Origin of the sequence: Roseinatronobacter sp. S2 (assembly GCF_029581395.1) — a bacterium.
Taxonomy (GTDB): domain Bacteria; phylum Pseudomonadota; class Alphaproteobacteria; order Rhodobacterales; family Rhodobacteraceae; genus Roseinatronobacter.
In genome coordinates this window covers 2123605-2145070 of sequence record NZ_CP121113.1, presented here as the reverse complement: position 1 = coordinate 2145070, position 21466 = coordinate 2123605, and the positions used below count along the sequence as shown (strand labels likewise).

22 protein-coding genes are annotated in these 21466 nt (G+C 59.6%); 6 read left to right on the top strand and 16 right to left on the bottom strand.

Going from position 1 to position 21466, the window contains the following annotated elements; all coding sequences use genetic code 11:
• Positions 1-136: 136 nt before the first annotated feature.
• The 6 genes from P8S53_RS10210 to rimO form a co-directional block, all read right to left on the bottom strand.
• Complete coding sequence (locus P8S53_RS10210; protein ID WP_277803865.1) at positions 137-1660, bottom strand: ATP-dependent RecD-like DNA helicase; 1524 nt, start codon at positions 1658-1660, stop codon at positions 137-139.
• Between the two features lie 103 nt (positions 1661-1763).
• A complete protein-coding gene (locus tag P8S53_RS10205; protein WP_277803864.1) occupies positions 1764-1931 on the bottom strand; it encodes a hypothetical protein in 168 nt (55 codons plus the stop codon).
• Between the two features lie 152 nt (positions 1932-2083).
• Entirely contained in the window at positions 2084-3376 is a 1293-nt protein-coding gene (gene ccrA, locus P8S53_RS10200) for a crotonyl-CoA carboxylase/reductase (RefSeq protein ID WP_277803863.1), read from the bottom strand.
• Positions 3377-3507: 131 nt separating this feature from the next.
• A complete protein-coding gene (locus tag P8S53_RS10195) occupies positions 3508-4947 on the bottom strand; it encodes a 1-acyl-sn-glycerol-3-phosphate acyltransferase (RefSeq protein ID WP_277803862.1) in 1440 nt (479 codons plus the stop codon).
• A 115-nt stretch (positions 4948-5062) separates the two neighbouring features.
• On the bottom strand, positions 5063-5485 hold the full coding sequence (gene ndk / locus P8S53_RS10190) for a nucleoside-diphosphate kinase (protein ID WP_277803861.1): 423 nt from the start codon (positions 5483-5485) through the stop codon (positions 5063-5065).
• A 90-nt stretch (positions 5486-5575) separates the two neighbouring features.
• Positions 5576-6970 carry a 30S ribosomal protein S12 methylthiotransferase RimO gene (gene rimO, locus P8S53_RS10185; protein ID WP_306417795.1) on the bottom strand — a complete coding sequence of 465 codons (1395 nt, stop codon included), beginning with the start codon at positions 6968-6970 and terminating at the stop codon, positions 5576-5578.
• A 163-nt stretch (positions 6971-7133) separates the two neighbouring features.
• Between rimO and P8S53_RS10180 the strand changes: the two genes are divergently transcribed.
• The 3 genes from P8S53_RS10180 to P8S53_RS10170 all read left to right on the top strand — a co-directional run bounded on the left by P8S53_RS10180 (position 7134) and on the right by P8S53_RS10170 (position 9349).
• Positions 7134-7406: an I78 family peptidase inhibitor gene (locus P8S53_RS10180; protein ID WP_277803860.1), complete on the top strand. Its 273-nt coding sequence runs from the start codon at positions 7134-7136 to the stop codon at positions 7404-7406.
• A 125-nt stretch (positions 7407-7531) separates the two neighbouring features.
• Positions 7532-8572, top strand: coding sequence for an aldo/keto reductase (locus P8S53_RS10175; protein ID WP_306417910.1), 1041 nt, complete (start codon positions 7532-7534; stop codon positions 8570-8572).
• A gap of 81 nt (positions 8573-8653) precedes the next feature.
• Positions 8654-9349: an HAD family hydrolase gene (locus P8S53_RS10170; protein WP_277803858.1), complete on the top strand. Its 696-nt coding sequence runs from the start codon at positions 8654-8656 to the stop codon at positions 9347-9349.
• 7 nt (positions 9350-9356) lie between these two features.
• Here P8S53_RS10170 and dtd read toward each other — a convergent pair whose 3' ends face one another.
• The 10 genes from dtd to hisB form a co-directional block, all read right to left on the bottom strand.
• Entirely contained in the window at positions 9357-9800 is a 444-nt protein-coding gene (dtd, locus tag P8S53_RS10165) for a D-aminoacyl-tRNA deacylase (protein ID WP_277803857.1), read from the bottom strand.
• Positions 9800-10717 (bottom strand): carbohydrate kinase, encoded by a 918-nt coding sequence (locus P8S53_RS10160; protein WP_277803856.1) that lies wholly within the window; start codon positions 10715-10717, stop codon positions 9800-9802. Before P8S53_RS10160 ends, dtd begins: the two co-directional genes overlap by 1 nt.
• Positions 10718-10726: 9 nt before the next feature.
• Complete coding sequence (locus tag P8S53_RS10155) at positions 10727-11818, bottom strand: hypothetical protein (protein ID WP_277803855.1); 1092 nt, start codon at positions 11816-11818, stop codon at positions 10727-10729.
• Between the two features lie 103 nt (positions 11819-11921).
• On the bottom strand, positions 11922-13049 hold the full coding sequence (locus P8S53_RS10150) for an SPFH domain-containing protein (protein ID WP_277803854.1): 1128 nt from the start codon (positions 13047-13049) through the stop codon (positions 11922-11924).
• Between the two features lie 44 nt (positions 13050-13093).
• Positions 13094-14086, bottom strand: coding sequence for a DUF2927 domain-containing protein (locus P8S53_RS10145; protein ID WP_277803853.1), 993 nt, complete (start codon positions 14084-14086; stop codon positions 13094-13096).
• Positions 14087-14108: 22 nt separating this feature from the next.
• Positions 14109-15302, bottom strand: a complete 1194-nt coding sequence (locus P8S53_RS10140; RefSeq protein ID WP_277803852.1) for a toxic anion resistance protein — start codon at positions 15300-15302, stop codon at positions 14109-14111.
• Positions 15303-15351: 49 nt separating this feature from the next.
• Entirely contained in the window at positions 15352-16215 is an 864-nt protein-coding gene (locus P8S53_RS10135; protein ID WP_277803851.1) for a 5-bromo-4-chloroindolyl phosphate hydrolysis family protein, read from the bottom strand.
• 195 nt (positions 16216-16410) lie between these two features.
• Entirely contained in the window at positions 16411-17442 is a 1032-nt protein-coding gene (locus P8S53_RS10130) for a pseudouridine synthase (RefSeq protein ID WP_277803850.1), read from the bottom strand.
• A gap of 80 nt (positions 17443-17522) precedes the next feature.
• Positions 17523-18161, bottom strand: a complete 639-nt coding sequence (gene hisH, locus P8S53_RS10125) for an imidazole glycerol phosphate synthase subunit HisH (protein WP_277803849.1) — start codon at positions 18159-18161, stop codon at positions 17523-17525.
• A gap of 6 nt (positions 18162-18167) precedes the next feature.
• Positions 18168-18755, bottom strand: a complete 588-nt coding sequence (gene hisB / locus P8S53_RS10120) for an imidazoleglycerol-phosphate dehydratase HisB (RefSeq protein ID WP_306417794.1) — start codon at positions 18753-18755, stop codon at positions 18168-18170.
• A gap of 105 nt (positions 18756-18860) precedes the next feature.
• On the opposite strand from hisB, the gene deoD reads away from it, so the two are divergent.
• From deoD to rpsB, 3 genes are all read left to right on the top strand, one after another.
• Positions 18861-19589 carry a purine-nucleoside phosphorylase gene (deoD, locus tag P8S53_RS10115; protein ID WP_277803847.1) on the top strand — a complete coding sequence of 243 codons (729 nt, stop codon included), beginning with the start codon at positions 18861-18863 and terminating at the stop codon, positions 19587-19589.
• A gap of 28 nt (positions 19590-19617) precedes the next feature.
• Positions 19618-20445: a hypothetical protein gene (locus P8S53_RS10110; RefSeq protein ID WP_277803846.1), complete on the top strand. Its 828-nt coding sequence runs from the start codon at positions 19618-19620 to the stop codon at positions 20443-20445.
• A gap of 200 nt (positions 20446-20645) precedes the next feature.
• Positions 20646-21425, top strand: a complete 780-nt coding sequence (rpsB, locus tag P8S53_RS10105) for a 30S ribosomal protein S2 (protein WP_277803845.1) — start codon at positions 20646-20648, stop codon at positions 21423-21425.
• The last annotated feature ends 41 nt before the right edge of the window (positions 21426-21466 follow it).

Here is a 21466-nt window from a genome sequence, read left to right as displayed (position 1 = left end):
TGCGCCCAATTCACCCCAGAGTATTTGTCGCAAGATGAAGTTGAAAGTGGATTTTCAAAGCATGGCGCAGAAAACTGGCACCCCGACACCAGGTGTTGGCGTGTGGTTCAGGGGCGGTTGGGTGCGTTTCAAAGGTTCAGGTTTCGGCGGCAAGGGCCAGCGGCGCTGCGGGACTGGCCAGATCATCCGTGGATAAGGGAGCTTGCGGCCGCGCCAGGCGGTTGCGAATAACCCAGTGCAGCCGGTGTTCGGCGCGGGTGATGGCCACATAGGCCAGACGTTTCCAAAGCGGTATGCCCGCTTCCACCCGACCGGCGCGCGCTGCGGCAAAAAGATCGGGCGCGAAGACCTGCACTTCCGGCCATTGTGACCCTTGCGCCTTGTGGATGGTGACCGCCGCGCCATGCACGAAAGCCGCGCCCATTGTTGCGGCAAAGGGAATGAAGGGTTCTTCGTCGATATCGGTTTCGATCTTGATAATCGAGGCCACAGATATTTGCGGTTCTTCCGCGCCGAAAATATGCAGCCTTGAGAAGCCGGGTTTGCGCCCCGGTCCAAGATAGACGACCTGCGCGCCCTTGATCAGGCCGCGCGCTTCCAGATCAATGCGTTTCTTGCGGTGTTTCAGCGGCAGTTCCAGCCCGTCACACATCAACGGCTCGCCCGGGCGCAATTCGGTGTCGGGGGCATCATGGACGCGGCGGAAGGCGTTGATCAGGCGCAGTCGGGTTGCGTTGCGCCAGACCAGCACGGGCGAGCGCGCCATCAGATCACTGTCCACGCGTTCGGCAAGATGCACGCGGCTGTCTTGTGCCGCCGCCGCCTCGACCCGGCGTTCAAACGCCTCGAACCCCAGATCGGGGTCGGCCAGCGCATGCGCAAGGTCCAGAATGGGGTTGTCCTGTGCCTGCCGGTGAATGCGCGACAGATGCAGTTTCGCAGGCGCGGGCAGCCGGTCAAACACCATTTCCCCCGATTGCCCGACAGGGGCCAGCTGCGCGGGATCGCCAAACAGAATCAGGGTGGAAAACAATTCCTTAAGGTCATCAAGCTGGCGCGCATCCAGCATCGAGCTTTCATCGACGAAGCCTATATCCAGCGGATCATTGCGCCGTTTCCACCCGGTTATGAAATCCGACCCGCGCAAGCCCGCCGCCGCCAATGCGCCGGGGATGGATTTGACCTGTTCATAGAACGCCTGCGCGCGGTCCAGCGCGGTGTCGGTCAGCCCTTCGACATCGGGGCGCGGCAGGTTGCCCGCCAGCCACTCGGCGATTTTCTCATACTCAGGGTCATAGACCGGCGTATAAAGAATGCGGTGAATTGTGGTGGCGGGCACGCCGCGCGCGCGCAGCACTGATGCCGCCTTGTTTGTGGGGGCGAGCACAGCCAGACTGCGCCGCTCGGCCCGTCTGCGGCTTTCATAATCGCCCGAGACGATTTCGACGCCTGCATCCGTCAGCGCCTTGGTCAGACCAGCCAGCAGCATGGTCTTGCCCGACCCTGCCTTGCCGGTGATGGCAAGAACAGTATTGTCGGCATCGGGGGCAGGCAGGCATATGCCTTCGGTCAGATCGACGCCCGCTTTCTGGAGCGTTGAGGCGATCTGATCCCAGGCTTCGGCCTGATCATCGGAGAATTGCAGGGCAGGGATGGACATGATGCCTGTCTACAGCATGCCCCGCCGGAAATGGGAACCGTTTTCAGAAGGATTGGTCAAAAAAGTGTCGGGCCTGTGGTGACAGCACATATCCGCATGCGGGTCAGGTGTCGTGTTGTGGTGGTATGGGGCGCTTTCCTTCGATCGATGCGATTTCGACCAAAGCTACCAGCTTCGCAGTCTGCAAGGCGTCGGCCAGTTCCGACAGGTGGTTTTGCAATGCATAGCGTTTCATGGCATCCAACTGTGCGACCAGCCAGTCATGGCGCATCCTGAACCCTCCGTTTTGCGGCAGGGTCACGCCCGAACCGATTGAGCACCAAGGATAGGGGACGGGGGCTTACGAAAGCGTTGACGGACACCATAGAAAAACGCTGCCCCGAAACGGGGCAGCGATCTGTAGATGCCGTGTCCGACGGGATGTCAGGTCTTGGGGCCAGCAGCCAATGCGTCCTCGAATGTGCGCAGGCCGGTGCGCGGCGCCTGAACCAGAACCGCCATATTGCCGGGCTTGTGTTGGTTGCGATACATTTTCGTATGCGCCTGCGGGATTTCGGCCCAAGGGAACACTTCGGACATGCACGGATCAAGGCGGCGTTCGATCATCAGCTGGTTGGCAGCGGATGCTTGTTTCAGATGGGCGAAATGTGACCCCTGAAGGCGCTTTTGGTGCATCCACATATAGCGCACATCAAACGTGCAGTTAAACCCGCTGGTGCCCGCGCAGATAACAACCATGCCGCCCTTTTTGACCACAAGCGTGGACACTGGAAATGTCGCCTCGCCCGGGTGTTCAAACACCATGTCGACATTCACGCCCTTGCCGGTAATGTCCCAGATGGCCTTGCCGAATTTGCGCGCTTCTTTCAGCCAGTCGTTATATTCAGGCGTGTTGACGGTGGGCAATTGCCCCCAGCAGTTGAAATCCTTGCGGTTGATGACGCCCTTTGCGCCCTGATCCAGCACAAACTGGCGTTTGCTTTCGTCCGAGATGACACCGATGGCATTCGCACCGGCGGTGTTGGCCAACTGGATCGCATAAGACCCAAGGCCCCCCGATGCACCCCAGACCAGCACGTTCTGGCCGGGTTTAAGATCATGCGGTTCATGGCCGAACAACATGCGGTAAGCGGTGGCCAGTGTCAGCGTGTAGCAGGCAGATTCTTCCCATGTCAGGTGCTTGGGGCGGGGCATAAGCTGCTGGGCCTGAACATTGGTGAATTGTGCAAAAGACCCGTCAGGTGTTTCATACCCCCAGATGCGCTGGCTGGGGCTGAACATGGGATCGCCGCCATTGCAATGCTCGTCATCACCATCATCCTGATTGCAGTGAATCACCACCTCATCGCCGACCTTCCAGCGCTTGACTGCGGACCCCACAGCCCAGACGATGCCGGATGCGTCCGATCCGGCAATGTGAAACGGTGCTTTATGCACGTCAAACGGTGAAATAGGCTGGCCCAGTCCGGCCCAGATGCCGTTGTAATTGACACCCGCCGCCATGACCAGAACCAGCACTTCGTGACTGTCGAGGGCGGGAATATCGACGACTTCGATCTGCATCGCAGTTTCGGGTTCGCCGTGGCGTTCGCGACGGATGGCCCAAGCATACATCTGTTTGGGGACATATCCCAAAGGGGGCATTTCCCCGATTTCATACAGGTCTTTTTCCGGTGCGTCGTAAGGCGCGATTCCGATAGTCTGGTCCAGAGCCATGTGTGCCTCCAAGTTAGTGTATCGCGGGCAACCGCTGAATGTGCCGCGCCGCAGCAATTCATGCGGCACTTGCAGCATGCATAGAATCGCATGCGCAACAATGCAACCCTATTTTAGCAGATTTTGTAATTTTATGACTTTACCCTCTTCGGTCTTGGAGGCAGATCAAGGCGCAGGCTGGCCGAAGGCGCAATTCCTGTCGGCGCATCCAGCCGTTGCAATACAGACGCGGCATAAAAGCTTAGCACATCGGATTGCGACGGGGTCAAGGACACCTTATCCCCTTCCTGCGTGATGACGCCGCGCCGCTTTAGCACCGACAATCCTGTTTCTATGGCCTGCTCCAGCTGCCCATCTGGCAGGTGTATCCAGGCGTTTTTGTCGGACAACATGTCAAGAATGGACTGGCTCGCCTGCGTAAGGGTGTCCTTGCTGCAAGACAGATCGCTTTGCACCAGCGCCGCCGCGACCAGCGGCACGGGCAGCACCGGCACCGCCGCGCGGATGCGCAACATCAGGGCTTCGGACAGGGTTCTGGTGCTGGGGGCCGGTGATTGCGTCAGAAAATCCCGCAGCGACAGTGGTTCACCATAGCAAACCGCCGCATACCCGAAGGGCGAAAACCGCCCGCGCGCTTTTTGCCACAAAACACGCAGGATGAACCCCAACACCACCTTTGCGCGCACCGGAAAGCGGCGAATGCCATGCATACCGGCAGTAATCAGCACGCGGTCTTCAAGCACACGGTCATAGTTCAGGGCAACCGGCACAAACACAACATCCGCCGAATCATGCACATTGAACCCGCGCACAATGTAATGCAGCAGCCCTTTCTGGGCCTTTCCGACACTGCCATTCAGACTTAGCCCGCCTTCGGGGAAAATGGCCTGTGTGGTGCCTTGCTGGATCGACATCTGGACATAGCGCGCCAGAATCGCGCGATACAAGCTGTTGGAATACCGCCTGCGAATGAAATACGCCCCCATCGCGCGGATCAGCGCCTTTAGTGGCCACACACGCGCCCATTCGCCCACGGCATAGCTTAGCGCGGAATGGCTGGAGGCCAGCCATGTGATCAACACATAGTCCATGTTGGAGCGGTGGTTCATGACGAACACAACCGAGGCGGAACTGTCGATCTTTTCAAGGGCTTTCGCCTCGCCCCCGCCAAGGCGGACATCATATAGCCCCTGCGACAGGCGTTGGGCCAGCTTGATGGCGAACCCGAAATATGTCGCGGTGGAAAACCCGGGCACAATTTCGCGCGCATAGGATCTGGCCCGTTCAAAGGCCACATTGGGGGGCACGCCGATCTGGCGGGCGTAATCGCGCACCGCTTCCATCACCTTGGGGTCATAAATCAGACGGGTGACCTGATCTTGCCTGCGCATAATGCGAAACGGTTCAATCGGGCGGGCAAGGCGGGTGTTAAGCCTGGCCACCGCCCGTTCCATGCGCCTGCGGAAAAACCAGCGCACGGACGGAAACAGGAAATGCGACGCGAAAGTGACCGCGGCGAAGGCAAGAACAAGAATCAGCAACCAGAAAGGAATTTCAACCGTTTGGAACATGAAGATAATCTGTCAGGAAAGCCGCGTGTGGTAAATGCTGATCACATAGCAAAAGGCCCCGGAAACGGTCCGGGGCCACGCCATGTGACAATCTGTCCGAATAACGGCCGGACGATCAGCCGACCAGTTCCAGACCGGAAAAGAAATACGCGATCTCAACCGCGGCGGTTTCCGGTGCATCCGATCCATGGACCGAGTTTTCACCAACCGATTGCGCAAATTCTGCGCGGATGGTGCCGGGTGCTGCATCGGCGGGGTTGGTTGCGCCCATCACTTCGCGGTTCTTGGCAATGGCGCCTTCGCCTTCCAGAACCTGAACAACAACAGGGGCAGATGCCATGAATTCGCACAATTCGTCATAGAAGGGGCGTTCGGCATGAACCTCATAGAATTTGCCAGCCTGCGCCTTGGTCATATGAATGCGCTTTTGCGCAACGATGCGCAGACCGGCTTCTTCGAACTTGGCATTGATCTTGCCGGTCAGGTTGCGGGTCGTTGCATCGGGTTTGATGATGGAAAACGTGCGTTCCAGGGCCATGAGTAGTCTCCAATTCAGAAATCAAGCGGCAGACGGCGTCGCCGTCCAGTCCCGGCGGGGCATAGCATGCCCGAATGACAAGGAAAAGACTTAAGCAGTGATCTGCCCCCACAGGTCATATTCACTGGCTTCGTCCACCTGAACAGTCACAATATCGCCGACCGACAGCGCGTCAGTCCGCTCGTCAATGAACAGGTTGCCATCAATTTCGGGGGCGTCGGCCTTGGTGCGGCAGGTGGCGATACCGTCAGTGTCTATGTCGTCGACAATGACATCCATGCGCTGGCCCACTTTGGCCGCCAGTTTGGCTGCGGAAATGGCCTGCGCTTTTTCCATGAAACGATCCCAGCGTTCTGCCTTCACTTCGGCGGGGACATGGTCGGGCAGGTCATTGGACCGCGCCCCTTTGACGTTTTCGTATTGAAAACAGCCGACACGGTCCAGTTGCGCCTCATCCAGCCAGTCCAGCAGGGTCTGGAATTCTTCCTCTGTCTCGCCGGGGTAGCCCACGATGAACGTAGATCGCAGCGTAATATCAGGACAGATCCCGCGCCATTCTGCAATACGGTCCAGCGTGCGTTCGGCATGCGCAGGGCGCGCCATGCGTTTCAACGTGTCAGGGTGTGCATGCTGGAACGGAATATCCAAGTAAGGCAGCACCAGCCCGTCCGCCATCAGCGGGATAATTTCGCGCACATGCGGGTAGGGATAGACGTAATGCAGCCGCACCCAAGCGCCCAGTGACCCCAGATCGCGCGCAAGATCGGTGATATGGGCGCGGTGGCCGCGATCGGTGGCATGTTTGACATCCACGCCATAGGCAGAAGTATCTTGCGAAATGACCAGCAATTCGCGCACGCCTGCGGTGACCAGCTTCTCAGCCTCTCGCAGAATGGCATGGGCGGGGCGGCTGACAAGGCGGCCGCGCATATCGGGGATGATGCAGAATTTGCACTTGTGATTGCACCCCTCGGATATCTTCAGATAGCTGTAATGGCGCGGTGTCAGGCTGACACCCGATGCCGGCAGCAGATCGATAAACGGGTCCGGCGATGGCGGCACGGCGCGGTGCACCGCGTCCAGCACCTGTTCATACTGGTGCGGGCCGGTCACGGCCATAACGCGCGGGTGGGTGCCGGTTATGAATTCAGGCTCCGCGCCCAGACAGCCGGTGACGATGACGCGGCCGTTTTCCGACAAGGCCTCGCCGATGGCATCAAGGCTTTCGGCGCGCGCCGAATCCAGAAAACCGCATGTGTTGACAACCACGGCATCCGCACCGGCATAATCGGGGCTGATGGCATAGCCTTCGGCGCGCAGCCGCGTCAGAATGCGTTCACTGTCCACCAGCGCTTTTGGACAGCCAAGGCTGACCATGCCGATGGTTGGCTGCCCTGCGCGTGCGGGCGCATGCTGGCCAATCCGCGCTTGCGGTGCAAGGTCGGGGCGCAGGTCGGGCGGGTTTATCTGTGTGCGATCACTCATGGCGCGGCATATAGCCTGTGCAGTGCCATGCGGAAAGCCCTTATCACATCACCAAAGGGGCATCCTGTCGGCAGGATTCTACCGACTGTCGGGGGGATGGGGTGCATGTCCGCGAAAGTTGCCATAAATTGCCGCAAGAAAACCCAATCAGAAAGGCCCGAATATGCGTCTTGTTGCCCCGATCCTTGGACTTGCCCTGCTGGCTGCGTGCCAAAGCGAAACGCCCGATCCCGCGCCTGATATGTATACAAGCTGTGGCGCTGAAGATCTGCAATCGCTGACCGGCCAGCCGCTGGCGCAGTTTCAGGGACACCCCGATGCGGGCGCCACCCGTGTGATCGCACCGGGCATGGCTGTCACCATGGACCACCGGCCTGATCGCCTGAATGTCGAGCATGATGAAGATCAGGTCATTACACGCATCTATTGCGGATAAATGAAGCGCTGCGCGGTGATCTGCCGCCGCGCAGCAACATCTTGCGAGTTTTGGTGAATTCTGCACCTGCCAATCCGTAAAATATGGTTTATGTTCCGCCCGAAACGAACAGCAAGGCAGGAATGATGCAAAAAGAACAGCTTGGCCGCACAGGTATGAATGTCTCGGTCTATTGTCTGGGAACCATGACATTCGGAAATGAAACCGACGAGGCCGACGCCCACCGCCAGCTTGATCTGGCATGGGAACGCGGAATCAATTTTCTGGATGCGGCGGAAATGTATCCGGTCAATCCGGTGGCATTCGAAACTGCGGGCCTGACCGAAGAAATCGTCGGGCGCTGGCTGGCCAGCCGCAAACCCGCTGATGCGATTCTGGCGACGAAAATCACCGGCGCAGGGTCGGCCGCCGTGCAGGACGGGGCCGCGATCAGCGGCGCACGCCTGCGTACCGTGGTCGAGGCATCGCTGAAGCGGATGCAAAGTGATTGCATCGATATCTTCCAGTTGCACTGGCCCAATCGCGGGTCCTACCACTTTCGCAAAGGCTGGGGGTTTGACCCGTCGCACCAGAACCGAGTTGAGACAGTTGCTCATATGACCGAAGTGCTGCAAATGGCGCAGACTTTGATTGATGAAGGCAAGATCAGGCATTTCGCGCTGTCGAACGAAACCGCATGGGGCACTGCGACTTGGGTGCGTCTGGCCGAAGAAGCGGGCCTGCCGCGCGTGGCGAGCATTCAGAATGAATATTCGATGCTGTGCCGGATGTTCGATCTTGATCTGGCAGAACTGTCCGTCAACGAAGACATCCCGCTTCTGGCCTATTCCGCGTTGGGGGCAGGGCTGCTGACGGGCAAATATGCAGGCAACGTCACCCCTGAAAACACGCGTCGCGCGCGCTCTCCCGAACTGGGCGGGCGTATCACACCGCGCGTGTTTGAAGCTGTGTCAGGCTATCTGGCCATTGCCAATGAAACGGGGCTGGACCCGGTGCATATGGCTTATCAATGGACGCGCACGCGGCCATTCCAGTGCATCCCGATTGTGGGCGCCCGCAATACAGCCCAGCTGGAGCATCTGTTAAACGGTGTTGATGTGACACTGGACCCGCAAGTGCGCGCCGCCATAGACAAGGTGCACAGGGCAATACCCTTGCCGTTTTGATGCAAACAAAGCTGTCATGGTGTTGTCACATACGCCTGTGATACCGCGCTGCATGCGCATTGCTAACAGTATGGGACGGATATGAAACTTACCGGCGTTTCGGCCATTTTGTTCGACAAGGACGGCACCTTGTTTGACTTCAGCGCAAGCTGGGCGGGCTGGGTGTGCCGGATTCTGGATGATCTGTCCAAGGGCAACACCGCGCATGCCAGCGCCATGGCCACCACGATACAGTTCGACATGGGCGCGCGCCGGTTTGCGCCGACATCGCCCGTGATCGCCGGCACAATCGACGATGCGGCGGAATTGCTGGGCGTGCATCTGCCGCAGATGTCGCACAAGGCGCTTGTCACATATCTGGCCGAAACATCGGCCGACGCGCCCATGGTTCCGCCCGTGCCCTTGGTTCCGCTACTGTCGGGATTCCAAAAACGGGGGGTCTTGATGGGGGTCGCAACAAATGACGGTGAAATGCCCGCCCGCGCACATCTGACGCGGGCGGGCATTTTGCATCTGTTCAGCCATATTCTGGGCTATGACAGCGGCTTCACACCCAAACCGGACCCCGCCATGCTGCTGGCTTATGCGCAACTGGCAGGCGTCGCGCCACAGGCAGTGGTGATGGTGGGCGACAGCACCCATGATCTGGTCGCGGGGCAGGCGGCGGGCATGCGCACAATCGGTGTTCTGACAGGCATGGCCAGCAAGGATGATCTGGCCCCGTTCGCAGATATCGTGCTGCCCGATATCGGGCATTTGCCGGATATCATTGCCTAAGGGCCAGTCACGCAGCAGTGTCCAGCCAGATGGTCACAGGGCCGTCATTGACCAGATGCACCGCCATGGATGCGCCGAATTCGCCGGTTTCAACGGGCACGCCCAGACCGCGCAGCGCATCGGCGAAATGCAGATACAGGCGCGCGCCTTCATCTGGCGGGGCGGCAGATGAAAACCCCGGCCGGTTGCCGCTGCGTGTATCTGCGGACAGCGTGAACTGGCTGACCACCAGCGCCTCGCCACCGGTATCTTTCAGCGCAAGGTTCATCTTGCCCGCATCGTCGCAGAATATGCGCAGCTTGTGTATTTTCGCGGCCAGCGCATCGGCCTGCGCGTCAGTGTCACCCTGCATCGCACATATCAGGATCAGCAGGCCGGGACCGCATTGGCCAATGGTCTGACCCGCCACATCTACCCGCGCCTGAGCAACCCGCTGGACAAGTGCGCGCATCAGATTTCATGCGCCCATGGCGGGTTTGCACCGGCGCGCGACACGGTCACCGCCGCCGCTTTCGCCCCCATCTCCAGCGCGGCGGTCAGGGTCGCGGCATCAATCGCGGCAATGCCAGCCTTGCTCAACACACCTGCCTGCGCAAGGCTGGCCAGCACCCCTGCATTGAACGTATCCCCCGCACCAACAGTGTCGACCACGGCAACAGGGCGAGAATGAACCTGTGCAACCCCGCCAGCCCAGAAGGCCCGCGCGCCCTTGGCCCCTTCGGTGATGATCACGATCTTTGGCCCGCGCCCGCGCAGATCATGCGCCAGCGGTTCAATCGTTCCGTCCCCCATCAGCCAGTGCAGATCCTCATCTGACAGTTTGATAATATCTGCCTGCGCAATCATGGCATCCAGCCGCGCCCGATAGGCGGCTTCATCGCGAATGAAATCGGGGCGGATATTGGGGTCCAGCATGACAACACGCCCGCCCGCCCGCGCGCAAAGCGCTTCATAGCCCGCGCCGCACGGATCACCCGCAAGCGATATGCCGCCGAAAAACAACGCCTCCACCGTGTCAGGCAGGGTGGGCAATTCGGCCATGTCCATGTCGCGCAGCGCCGTGCCGCGGTCATAAAACGCATAGCGCGCCTGACCGTCCCGCAATGTGACAAAAGCCAGTGTGCAGGGCCGGTCAACCGCAGGTGACAGGCTGTGATCCACACCGGACGCATCCAGCCCCGCGCGCAATTGCGCGCCGAACAGGTCATCAGACAGCGGACAAAAGAAGCCCGACTGTGCCCCAAGACGCCCCAGCGCGACCGCCGTGTTAAAGACAGCGCCGCCCGCATAAGGGGCAAACGCGGCCTCTTGCGCGGATGTTTCACGCGGCAACATGTCGATCAGCGCTTCGCCACAACACAAGATCATGATCTTCCCCTATCCGCCCATTTCAGCGATGTAAAACGCAAGCGCCAGAAGCACCAGCCCCGCCAGCACCGCGCCTGCAATCTTTGGCCATGACCATGGCCGCTCGCCCTGAACGCGCCCGGTCTGGCCATTCACGATAAAGCGGTAGCTTTTGTCGCGGTAGCGATAGGCCGCCATCCAGATCGGCAATAACAGATGCTTGAAACGTTCATCATCATAGTCCGTCGAAACAGATGATACCCGCTGTTCATCCCCGCCGATATCGCGGCAGATATCGGCGTGAATCTGCTCGGCCATGCGTTCCTTGGCAATCTCGAACCCGTCGGGCAGTTCCACACTATAGGCTTCTGCACGAAAGCCCGACAGATAATCGGCGCTATAAAGTTGCAGATCAGCCATGGTCCACGGCTCCAGCCTGCGAATATTCGCGCGCGGCAGCGAGTTGGACGCCATGACCAGCAGATCAAGAAACTGCCGCGACACCCGCCCCGAGGCCGCACGCCAGCGCGTGCGCCGTTCGCGTCGGGTTTTGCCATTCGCCCCCCTGACAGTGACATAGTAATATGTCCCGCGTTGTCCGGTATACTGGCTGCGGGTCGCCACATCAAAAGCCCAGTAGGGCACATACAGCCCGTTCAGGCGGCCCGTGCTGCGCGCATATTTTGCCAGCGCAGACGGGGCAAACCATAACCCTTGCAACCATGCCTTCATCTTGGCCTGTGCATCGGATTCCGACAGCTTGAAGGGTAGGATCGCATGCGGCTTGATATGCCGGTTCGTGCCCGTATCCGTGACGATGGGACTGGCACAAAACGGGCATTCCGCCGAATGCACATTTTCTTCAAACTGAACATCTGCCCCGCAAGTGTCACAATGAACAACGCGCGTTTCTTCCAGATCCGATGCGGGCAGGGTCTGTGCGACCGCTTCATGGTAATCCAGCGATTGCAGCGCGGTTACGCGGGTTTCATCGTCAATCTGCGGGATTTCCTGTTCATGGCCGCAATACGCGCAACTCAGCCGCGACTGGCCCGGCAAAAAACGCAGCGACGCCCCGCATTGCGCGCATGGAAAACGGTGTTCGGTCTGTGTGCTTGGCATGAAATGTTCCGGCCGTGCGGTTCGGGGCACTGCACCCCTGCACCTTCATCTTGCAAAAAATACTCAAAAACACAGGCGCGCAGGGGCGCTGTGCCTGCATGTATCAGCCAACAGGCGGCGGGGGTGGCGGGGGCATGGATGCAAATAGCTGCGCCAAAGCGGGAATATCGCCTGCTTTCTGCCAGCCCGATTGCCCTTCGGTCCAGACCAATGTGTCGCGTGTGATCTGCCCTGCCAGTTGCGACTGGGTAAAAGGACCACGGGTCTGCCCGTTTTCGGCAATATGCCACATCGGCTCTGATGCGGGGGGTGGTGGCGGGGGCGGGGTTGCCGCAGACGGCGCACCGGAAGGGGCGGCAGCAGGCTGGCCGGACATGGCCTGCCCCATGGACTGGGCCATACCCATGCCCATACCCATCCCCATGCCTGCACCAAGCCCCGCGCCCATGCCGCCTTCGCCACCTTCGGCGGCGTTCTGCATGGCCTGAGCTGCGGAAAACTGTGTAAATTTGTTCAGATCGCCCACAATGCCCATGCTGGTGCGCTGGTCCAGCACCTTCTCGACCTCGGGCGGGAGTGAGATATTCTCGATATACAATTCGGGCATTTCCAGCCCGTATTCAGCCAGTGTGGGGGCAATGGCCTTGCCCACCATATCCGACAAATCCTTGGTATTCGCGGCCATGTCCAGCGCGGGAATGCCGCTTGCTGCCAGAACGCGGCTGACCTTTTGCACCACGATATTGCGGATCTGGCCCGCGATCTTTTCCTGCGTGAAATCGCCATCAGTGCCCACAATTTCACGCATGAAGGCAACAGGGTCGGCCACGCGAATGGCATAGGACCCGAACGCGCGCAGCCGCAATGGCCCGAATTCCGGGTCACGCAGCATGATGGGGTTCTGGGTGCCCCATTTCAGGCCGGCAAACCGGCGGGTATTGATGAAATATATTTCCGATTTGAAGGGCGAATTGAATCCGTGGTCCCAATGCTGCAACGCTGTCATCAGCGGCATGTTGTTGGTTTCCAGCTGATACATGCCGGGATCAAACACATCGGCAAGCTGGCCTTCATGCACAAATACCGCCAGCTGCCCCTCGCGCACGGTCAGCTTGGCCCCATACATGATGGAATTGCCATAGCGCTCAAAGCGGTAGACCATCGTATTTCGGGTGTCGTCGGTCCATTCGATAACGTCGATAAACTGACCTTTAAGGAAACTGAACACCATGACGGAACCTCTGGGTTTAGATGTGGATTTGGGGACAGATCTGTCTAGCTTTCGCCGCCCATCACTTCCGATGCGATGCGGCGGATTATGGGGCGGGCTTCGGGTTCGCGCATGCCGGGGTGCAGGCGCGGGTCATACAGCATACGCAGCAAATACTCGTCCATTGCCGTCAATACCGCAAACTCCGCCGCATCATTGAACAGCGACGGGCGCGCACGGGGGCTGTCATTGGGCAGGCCCATGCCTTGCGCCAGTTCTTCATGATAGCAGGCCATGCGCGACAGATCGGGCAATTCCGCACGAATAACGGCAACTGCATCCGTATAAATATCTGTCCCGCTGCGCGAAAACGCCAGCACCAGACAAGATACGCTGCGCGGCAAATTCGTGACCACATCTTGCGTGGTCTGGTCAATTCCGGGGATCAACCGGCGCAACTTTGGACCAATGTCACGGCGCTCGGCTTCATCCAGAACAAGAACATGGAAATTTGCAGACCCTTGCGTGACGCTGACAGGGTGGCCGGTCAGTGCACCAAGACGCGTGGCAAACTGGTTCACAAGCCGCGTGTCGGCGCGTTGCATCGCTTCAGGGACAGAATCGCCAAACTGCAACCGCATCCGAACCGGGCCGCGCCAGCGTCGCAACGGGGCAGGGGTTTTCTGTTCGACAAGGCGGTTTCCGACGAAGGTGTATTCATCATGCAGGGCCACCCGCACAAAAACATCCTCCAGGTCGCGTGCGGCAAATGGCACATCGGCGGGGCGGGGGTCGGTGCGCAACAGCCCGTCGGCCAGACGCTGGTTCTCCACGCGCTTGAAATGCGCAGCAATCGCCGAGGACAGCGGCGTAGGGGTTTCGATTTCGGTTGCGGGCGCTTCGGCGTCAGGCACGGGTTGGGGGGGGGCGGGTTCCGCGACCGTGCCGGGCGGGGATTGCGTGCCCGTAAATGGCGTGCAAGCCCCCAGCGCGAGCAACAGCGCAAATGCAGGCAGATGGCCATGCGGTGCAATACCACGGCCACGCGTCGCTTTCATGTCACGCCCCCAAACCATCAGATCATGCCTTTTGCGAACCGGTATCCGCCGCAGTGTCACCATCGCGTGCAGATGACCGCGCAGATGACAGGGATTTGCGCAGATCAGCTTCCATGCGGGTCAGTTCTTCCTCTGCCGCGGCACGCTTTGTGCGCCCGTCATCGGCAATCTGCAAACTGTCCTCGATAGTCGCGATAAGCGTTTCATTCGCCTGTCTGACCGCTTCAATATCAAACACGCCGCGCTCGATTTCCTCGCGCACTTCGCGGTTGGCATCGCGCAGGTTCTCGGCGTTCGAGGTCAGCAATTCATTGGTCAGGTCATTGGCGGCACGCACCGCCTGTGCCGCTTCGCGCGAGCGTTGGATTGTCAGCGCCTGCGCCAGTTGCGTTTCCCAAAGTGGCACAGTGTTGACCAATGTGGAATTGATTTTGGTGACAAGGCTTTTGTCGTTTTCCTGCACCAGCCGGATGGAGGGCAGCGACTGCATCGTCACCTGACGTGTCAGCTTCAGGTCATGCACACGGCGTTCCAGATCATCGCGTGCGGCACGAATGTCGCGCAATTCCTGCGCTTTCAGCACCTTGTCGCTTTCATCAGCGGCAGCAACTTCGGCTTCCTTTGCAGGAATGTCCGTTGCGTCAAGGTCCTTCAGCTTGGCTTCGCCCGCAGCAATATAGATCGCCAGTTCATGATAGAATTCCAGCGTCTTTTCATACAGCTTGTCCAGCGCCTTGATGTCTTTCAGCAGCGCGGTTTCGTGGTTCAGCAAGCTTCCCGTAATCCGGTCGATCTGGGATTGAACGGTGTTGTAGCGTTCCTGAAATTTCACCATCGGCGCCGCAGCACCGGTCAGGCGTTCCCACCAGCTGCGCTTGCGGCGGGTGTCCAGTTCGCTGACCGAAAACCCGCGCAATGTGGACACCATTTCGCGCAATCCATCGCCTGCCGGTCCCAGATCCTTGTTCTTCACATCCGCCAGCATCGCCTGCGATATCTGTTGCAGATCCATCTGCGCGCGCGACCCGAAGCCAATGATGGTGCTGCTCGACCCCATGTCGATCTCACCCATGCGCGCCTTGATGGCGTCTGCATCCGTTGCGGGCGCGCTTTCAAGGGTGGGCATATCTGTTGCAGGGTCTGCCAGAGGCATCGCCACCACAGCGTCTATCTCTTTGGTAAGGCTCGCGGCCTCTTGGCGGATGGCGTCTGACATTGCAGTGTTCCTCTCATACTTCATAAACCGAACAAAAATAAATCATACTTCACTCTGCGCGCAGACCTTCACGCTCCAGCCGTTCGCGCAAGACTTCTATCTCGATCTCCAGATCGGTGCGGTCATCTTCCAGCAAGGCTTCGCGTCGCAGCGCGAAGCGGTTTTCAAGATCGTCCAGAAGTGCCAGATATTCAACGCGCGCTTGCTGGTCGCGGTTCCGCGCATAAAGATCGGCGAACTTGACCGTCGCATCCCGCGCGCCAATCAGGTAAATTCCAAGATATCGCCGCGCCGCACTCAGCCGTCTGGGGTCGTGCTCGACCGCACGGAATAATTGCCGGAGTGTCGCGCCAAAACTTTCGACCCGACCGGCCAACGCGCGGTCCCCGCTGCGCTTGATTGCGTCTTGCATGGCCGACAGGTGGGTCTCTGCCTCCTCAACTGCGCGTGTGACGCGGTCGGTCTGGAACGTGTCTACACCTTCCATGCCCTTATCGCTCAACGGGTCCGGCCCGAAAGCACCGAAATGCAGAACTGCGCCCAATATGCCGAATATAAGTGCAGCGCCCATGCCGCCAGACAACCCTGCCAATGCCAGCCCGCCGCCCGTCAGGACAGATGCAAATATTTTGCGCGGAATGGCGGGCCTGCGTGCGATCTTGCGCGCCTCATAGGCAGCCTGCGCAAGAACCCCTTCGCGGGTCAGCCATGCCGCCAGCATCAGCACCGCGAACGCGCCAAGGTTCAGCGCAAGCCCGACCGGATCATTGAAAAACGCACGGATGGCAAAGGCGAACGGGACGACAAAAAGCAGATTGACCCGCGCGCCCACCGGATGGGGGCGGACTGGCGCAGATGCAAGGGGGCGTTGGTCAGCATTGGGGCTGAAACGTCCACCAAAACGCTGGGTCATTTTCTAGCCCCCTACAATGGCTACATACACGATCAAGGCCAGAAGAAGCGCATAGGATGTCTTTTGCAATCCCGTAGTCATCTGATCCCCGATATATAGGCCGAACAAGACTAAAATATAAAAGCTGATGAACCAGATTGAAAGGATGGATTACCAGCCGCGCCGCAGATAAGCGAAATCTCTGACTTTTGCGGCCTAACGCTTTGATTTCGGGGGGCGGGCGGCTTTCCCGGCCATACCCTTGGCCGGACCCGCGCCGCGGGCGGTTGCGGTGCGGGGCGCGCTGTTGGCGCGCTGGGGGCGTGGCCCCGCATTTGGTCCTTTGTTTGGCCCTGTGCGCGGCCCTGTACCTGGCGCTTTGCTGTCGGGGTTCGGGGTCCGCTTGCCCTGTGGCTTTTGAGCTAACGGCTTTGGTCCCGATGGTTTCTGCCCTGTGGGTTTCAATCCTGCGGGCCTTGGCTTCTTGCCCTTGACGACCACATCTTCCTGCGGGGTCGCTTCACCAAGCTGTTCGCGCAAGACACGCGATTTCACTTCAGCCACAGCACCTTTGGCCAGTTGCCCCAGTTGAAACGGGCCATAGCTGACACGGATCAGGCGGTTCACGCTTAGCCCGACATGATCCATGGCCCGGCGGATTTCGCGGTTCTTGCCTTCGCGAATGCCGATGGTCAGCCACGCATTGGCACCTTGCTGGCGGTCAATGTTGACGATCATGGGCTGGAACCGCTCGCCTTCTATTTTCACACCGTCGCGCAAGGGGGCCAGCATGTCGTCGGTCGGGGTGCCATTCACGCGCACGCGGTATTTGCGCAGCCAGCCTGTGCTGGGCAGTTCCAGACGGCGTTTCAGATCCCCGTCATTGGTCAGCAGCAACAACCCCTCAGAATTCAGGTCCAGCCGCCCGATTGACATGACGCGGGGCATATCGTCGGGCAGGGCGTCAAACACGGTCTGGCGGCCCTGTTCATCCCGCGTGGTCGTCACCAGTCCCAGCGGCTTGTGATACATCCACAGGCGCGCAGGTTCCGCCGCGGCAAGCGGCTTGCCATCAACGCTGATGCGGTCGCGCGTGGTGACATTCAACGCGGGGCTGTCAATGCGTTTGCCATTCACCGCAACGCGGCCTGCGGTGATCATCACCTCGGCCTCGCGGCGCGATGCGACACCTGCGCGGGCCAGAACCTTGGCAATGCGTGATCCGTCCTCGGACATCTGCCCCTCCATGGGTTTCATCTTGCCAAAAATACTCCGGGGGTGAATTGGGCCAAAGGCCCAAGAGGGGGCAGCGCCCCCCGCACAGCCCCTTATGGTGTCCAGCGCAAGAAATTAGAAATCATCCGCAGGCCGGTGGCCTGCGATTTTTCAGGGTGAAACTGCGTGCCGACAATATTGTCGCGCGCCACAATCGCGGTCACCGGCCCGTCATAATCGACATGTGCCAGCAGATGCGCGGGGTCAGCCACGCGAAACTGATAGCTGTGCACGAAATAGGCGTGATCCCCGCTGCTGACGCCTTCAAGCACCGGATGAGCGCGGTCGATCACCAGATCATTCCAGCCCATATGCGGCACTTTCAGCGCGGGGTTATCGGGGGCAATGCGCACGACTTCGCCACCGATCCAGTCCAGACCGGCCACATCTTCATATTCGCGCCCCATACTTGCCAGCATCTGCATGCCCACGCAAATACCCATGAACGGCACCGCGCGCTTCAGCACGGCTTCTTCCAGCGCATCGGTCAGCCCGTCCACCGCACCCAGCGCGCGACGACAGGCGGGATAGGCGCCATCGCCGGGCAGCACGATGCGGGTTGCGCGCGCCACATCTTCGGCGCGCGCACTGACCAGCACATCACCCGCGCCTGTCTCGGCCGACATGCGCTGAAACGCTTTTTCGGCGGAATGCAGATTGCCGCTTTCGTAATCAACCAGAACTGTCAGCATATGCGCCTACAATGCCCCCTTGGTGGACGGGATCGCATCGCCTTTACGCGGGTCTGTTTCCACAGCCATGCGCAGCGCGCGCGCAACCGCCTTGAAGGCCGCCTCGGAAATATGGTGGCTGTTGATGCCGTGGATCTGGTCGATATGCAGCGTGATCCCGCCATGCGTGGCCAGCGCCTGAAAGAACTCGCGCACCAGTTCGGTGTCGAATGTGCCTATCTTCTCGCTGGGAAAATCTACGTTCCACACCAGATAGGGCCGCGCCGACAGGTCCAGCGCGCAGCGGACCTGCGCATCATCCATAGGCAGGTGACATTCGCCATAGCGCCGGATGCCGCGCTTGTCGCCCAATGCCTGCGCAATCGCCTGACCCAGCGCTATGCCGCAATCCTCGACGGTGTGATGATCATCAACATGCAGATCGCCCGCAGCCTTCAGCGTGATGTCGATCAGCGAATGGCGCGCAAGCTGGTCCAGCATGTGATCGAAGAACCCCACGCCGGTCTGAATGTCATAAGCGCCGCTTCCGTCCAGATTGACGCTGGCCGAAATTTCGGTCTCGGCGGTTTTGCGGGTGATCAAAGCCTCGCGCATGGGCAATCCTTCATTCTTCTATCTGGGCGTGCGTGCGTGGTATAGGCGCTTGCGCGGGTCGGGGGAAGGGGGCAATCTGGGCGCAACATATGAAAAGGGGCGCAGATGACACTTCATATCGGTGCGAAGCCGGGGGAAATTGCCGAAACAGTTCTGATGCCGGGCGATCCGATGCGCGCAAAATGGGCGGCGGAACGGTTTCTGAGCGACGCTGAATGTGTCAATCAGGTGCGCGGCATGCTGGGTTATACCGGCACATGGCGCGGTCACCGTGTCAGCATTCATGCCTCCGGCATGGGCATGGCGTCGATGTCGATCTATGCGCATGAACTGATCCGCGATTACGGGGCGCGCACGCTTATTCGTGTGGGGTCCACCGGCGCGATGCAAGACCATGTGAATTTGCGCGACATCGTGCTGGCCCAGACCTGCACGACCATATCCACCCCGTCAAAACCGCTGTTCAGCGACGTGCAGTTCGCACCTTGTGCAGATTTCGGCCTGTTGCGCGCGGCCCATGATGCGGCTTGCGACCTAGGGCAGCCGGTTCATGTGGGCAATGTCTACAGCTCCGACACGTTTTATGACGAACGCCCCGACCTGAACGCGATCATGACCCGCCACGGCGTTCTTGCGGTCGAGATGGAAGCGGCGGAGTTATATGCTGTTGCAGCCCGTTTCGGCGCGCGCGCGCTGGCAGTGATGACGGTATCGGACCATTTGCTGAAGAAACAAGCGCTTGATACCCGGGCGCGCGAACAAAGTTTTTCGCAAATGTTTGAAATTGCGTTGCGCGCGACCTTTGCTCCAGAAGCTGCATCTGATGTGAAATGACCATGCTGATGACCAACAAGAGAATATCATGACCCAGACCAATAAACGCCGACTGTTATGCATTGCCACACGGCGCAGCGGGCATCACGCCTTTCTGGAATGGGTTCTGGCGGGGGCGAAACAGCCCTGGACCTATTACAACAATGTGAATGTGACGCGGGCGCATTTTGCCGCAGCGCGCGCTTTGCGCCAGGACGGCAGGGACGCTGCTGCCAGCCCTGAAGGTGATCATGTTGACACCCCGCTGCTGGCTTTCAGCGTCGAGGACCGCACGCTGGATCAGGTTCTGAACTGGTCACAGGTTTCACGTTGCCTGCCCCCGGATGCGAGAGTCGATATCATCCTGTTCCTGCGCGATCCGCTGAATGCCTTTGCCAGCTTGCTTCAGGTTCTTGACCGGGCTGGCTGGGTTGCGGAAGATGAGAACCGCAAGGCCCGCAGGCGGGCGCATCATTTACGGTCATGGGCAAGTCTGGCGCGGGAATTTCTGGCTGAAACCGACCAGCTGTCGCGGCATGCAGCACATTGGCGGGTGCATCGGGTCCATTATAACGGTTTTATCGGGGGCATGGCTGCGCGCGATGACATTGCGGCGGCGCTGGACTTGCAACCAACGCAGTTGCAGACCGGCTTGTCGCGATTTGGCGGCGGCGGTAACACGTTCTTTTCAGACAAGGCCGGTTACAGCCTGTCGCCCGACACGCTGGAGGCGCGGTGGCAACAGGTGGATGCTCCGGCACGAAGCGTGCTGCGCGATGAACTTCTGGACGGACCATATGCTGATTTGGTGGCGCGGTTCTATAGTGCCATCGGGCGGCAACAGCTTTTGCAGGATGCGCGGTCGGCGTTGGCTTGAACCGCCAGCATGGGCGCGCAATGACAGTTTGCGAAGCAGACGCTGCACATTGCCTATTGCATCGGGTTCTATCTGCGGCTAATGGGGCACCACTTCACAGGTAGGGGCAGGGCCAAGGGACAGACATCCCCCGCGGTCCACCGGTTGAGGCAATGGCCTTCAAATCCCCTACCCAGGCGCAAACCGGAAAGGAAAACGATATGGCGCTTCCTGAATTCACACTGCGTCAGCTTTTGGAAGCTGGCGTTCACTTCGGCCACCAGACACAGCGCTGGAACCCGCGTATGGGGCCATATATCTATGGCGAACGCAACGGCATCCACATCATGGACCTGACGCAAACCGTCCCCATGCTGGACGCGGCACTGAATGTTGTGCGCGAAACCGTTGCAAAAGGCGGGCGTGTGCTATTTGTCGGCACCAAACGTCAGGCACAGGCCCCGATTGCAGATGCGGCCGAGCGTTCAGCCCAGTATTTCATGAACCACCGCTGGCTGGGTGGCACGCTGACCAACTGGAAAACCGTGTCGCAGTCGATTTCGCGGCTGAAATCCATTGACGAGCAGCTTGATGGCGGTGCCGAAGGCCTGACCAAGAAAGAGCGTCTTGGCATGGAACGCGAGCAAACGAAACTGCAAGCCAGCCTTGGCGGTATCCGCGATATGGGCGGGCTCCCTAACCTGCTGTTCGTCATCGACGTCAACAAGGAAGATCTGGCCATCGCAGAAGCGCGCAAGCTGGGCATTCCGGTTGTGGCCGTGGTTGACACCAACTGCTCGCCCGATGGTGTTGATTACATCATCCCCGGCAATGACGACGCATCGCGCGCGATTTCGCTGTATTGCGATCTGGTTGCCCGTGCCGCCCTTGACGGGATGAGCGCGCAGATGGGCGCTGCTGGTATCGATGTCGGCGCGCTGGAAGAAACCCCGACAGAGGAAGCACTGGCCGAACCGGTTGCTGAACCTTCGGACGCATAAGCGCCAGTTTTTGACATGAAATTGTGACAGGGGCGTGGTTC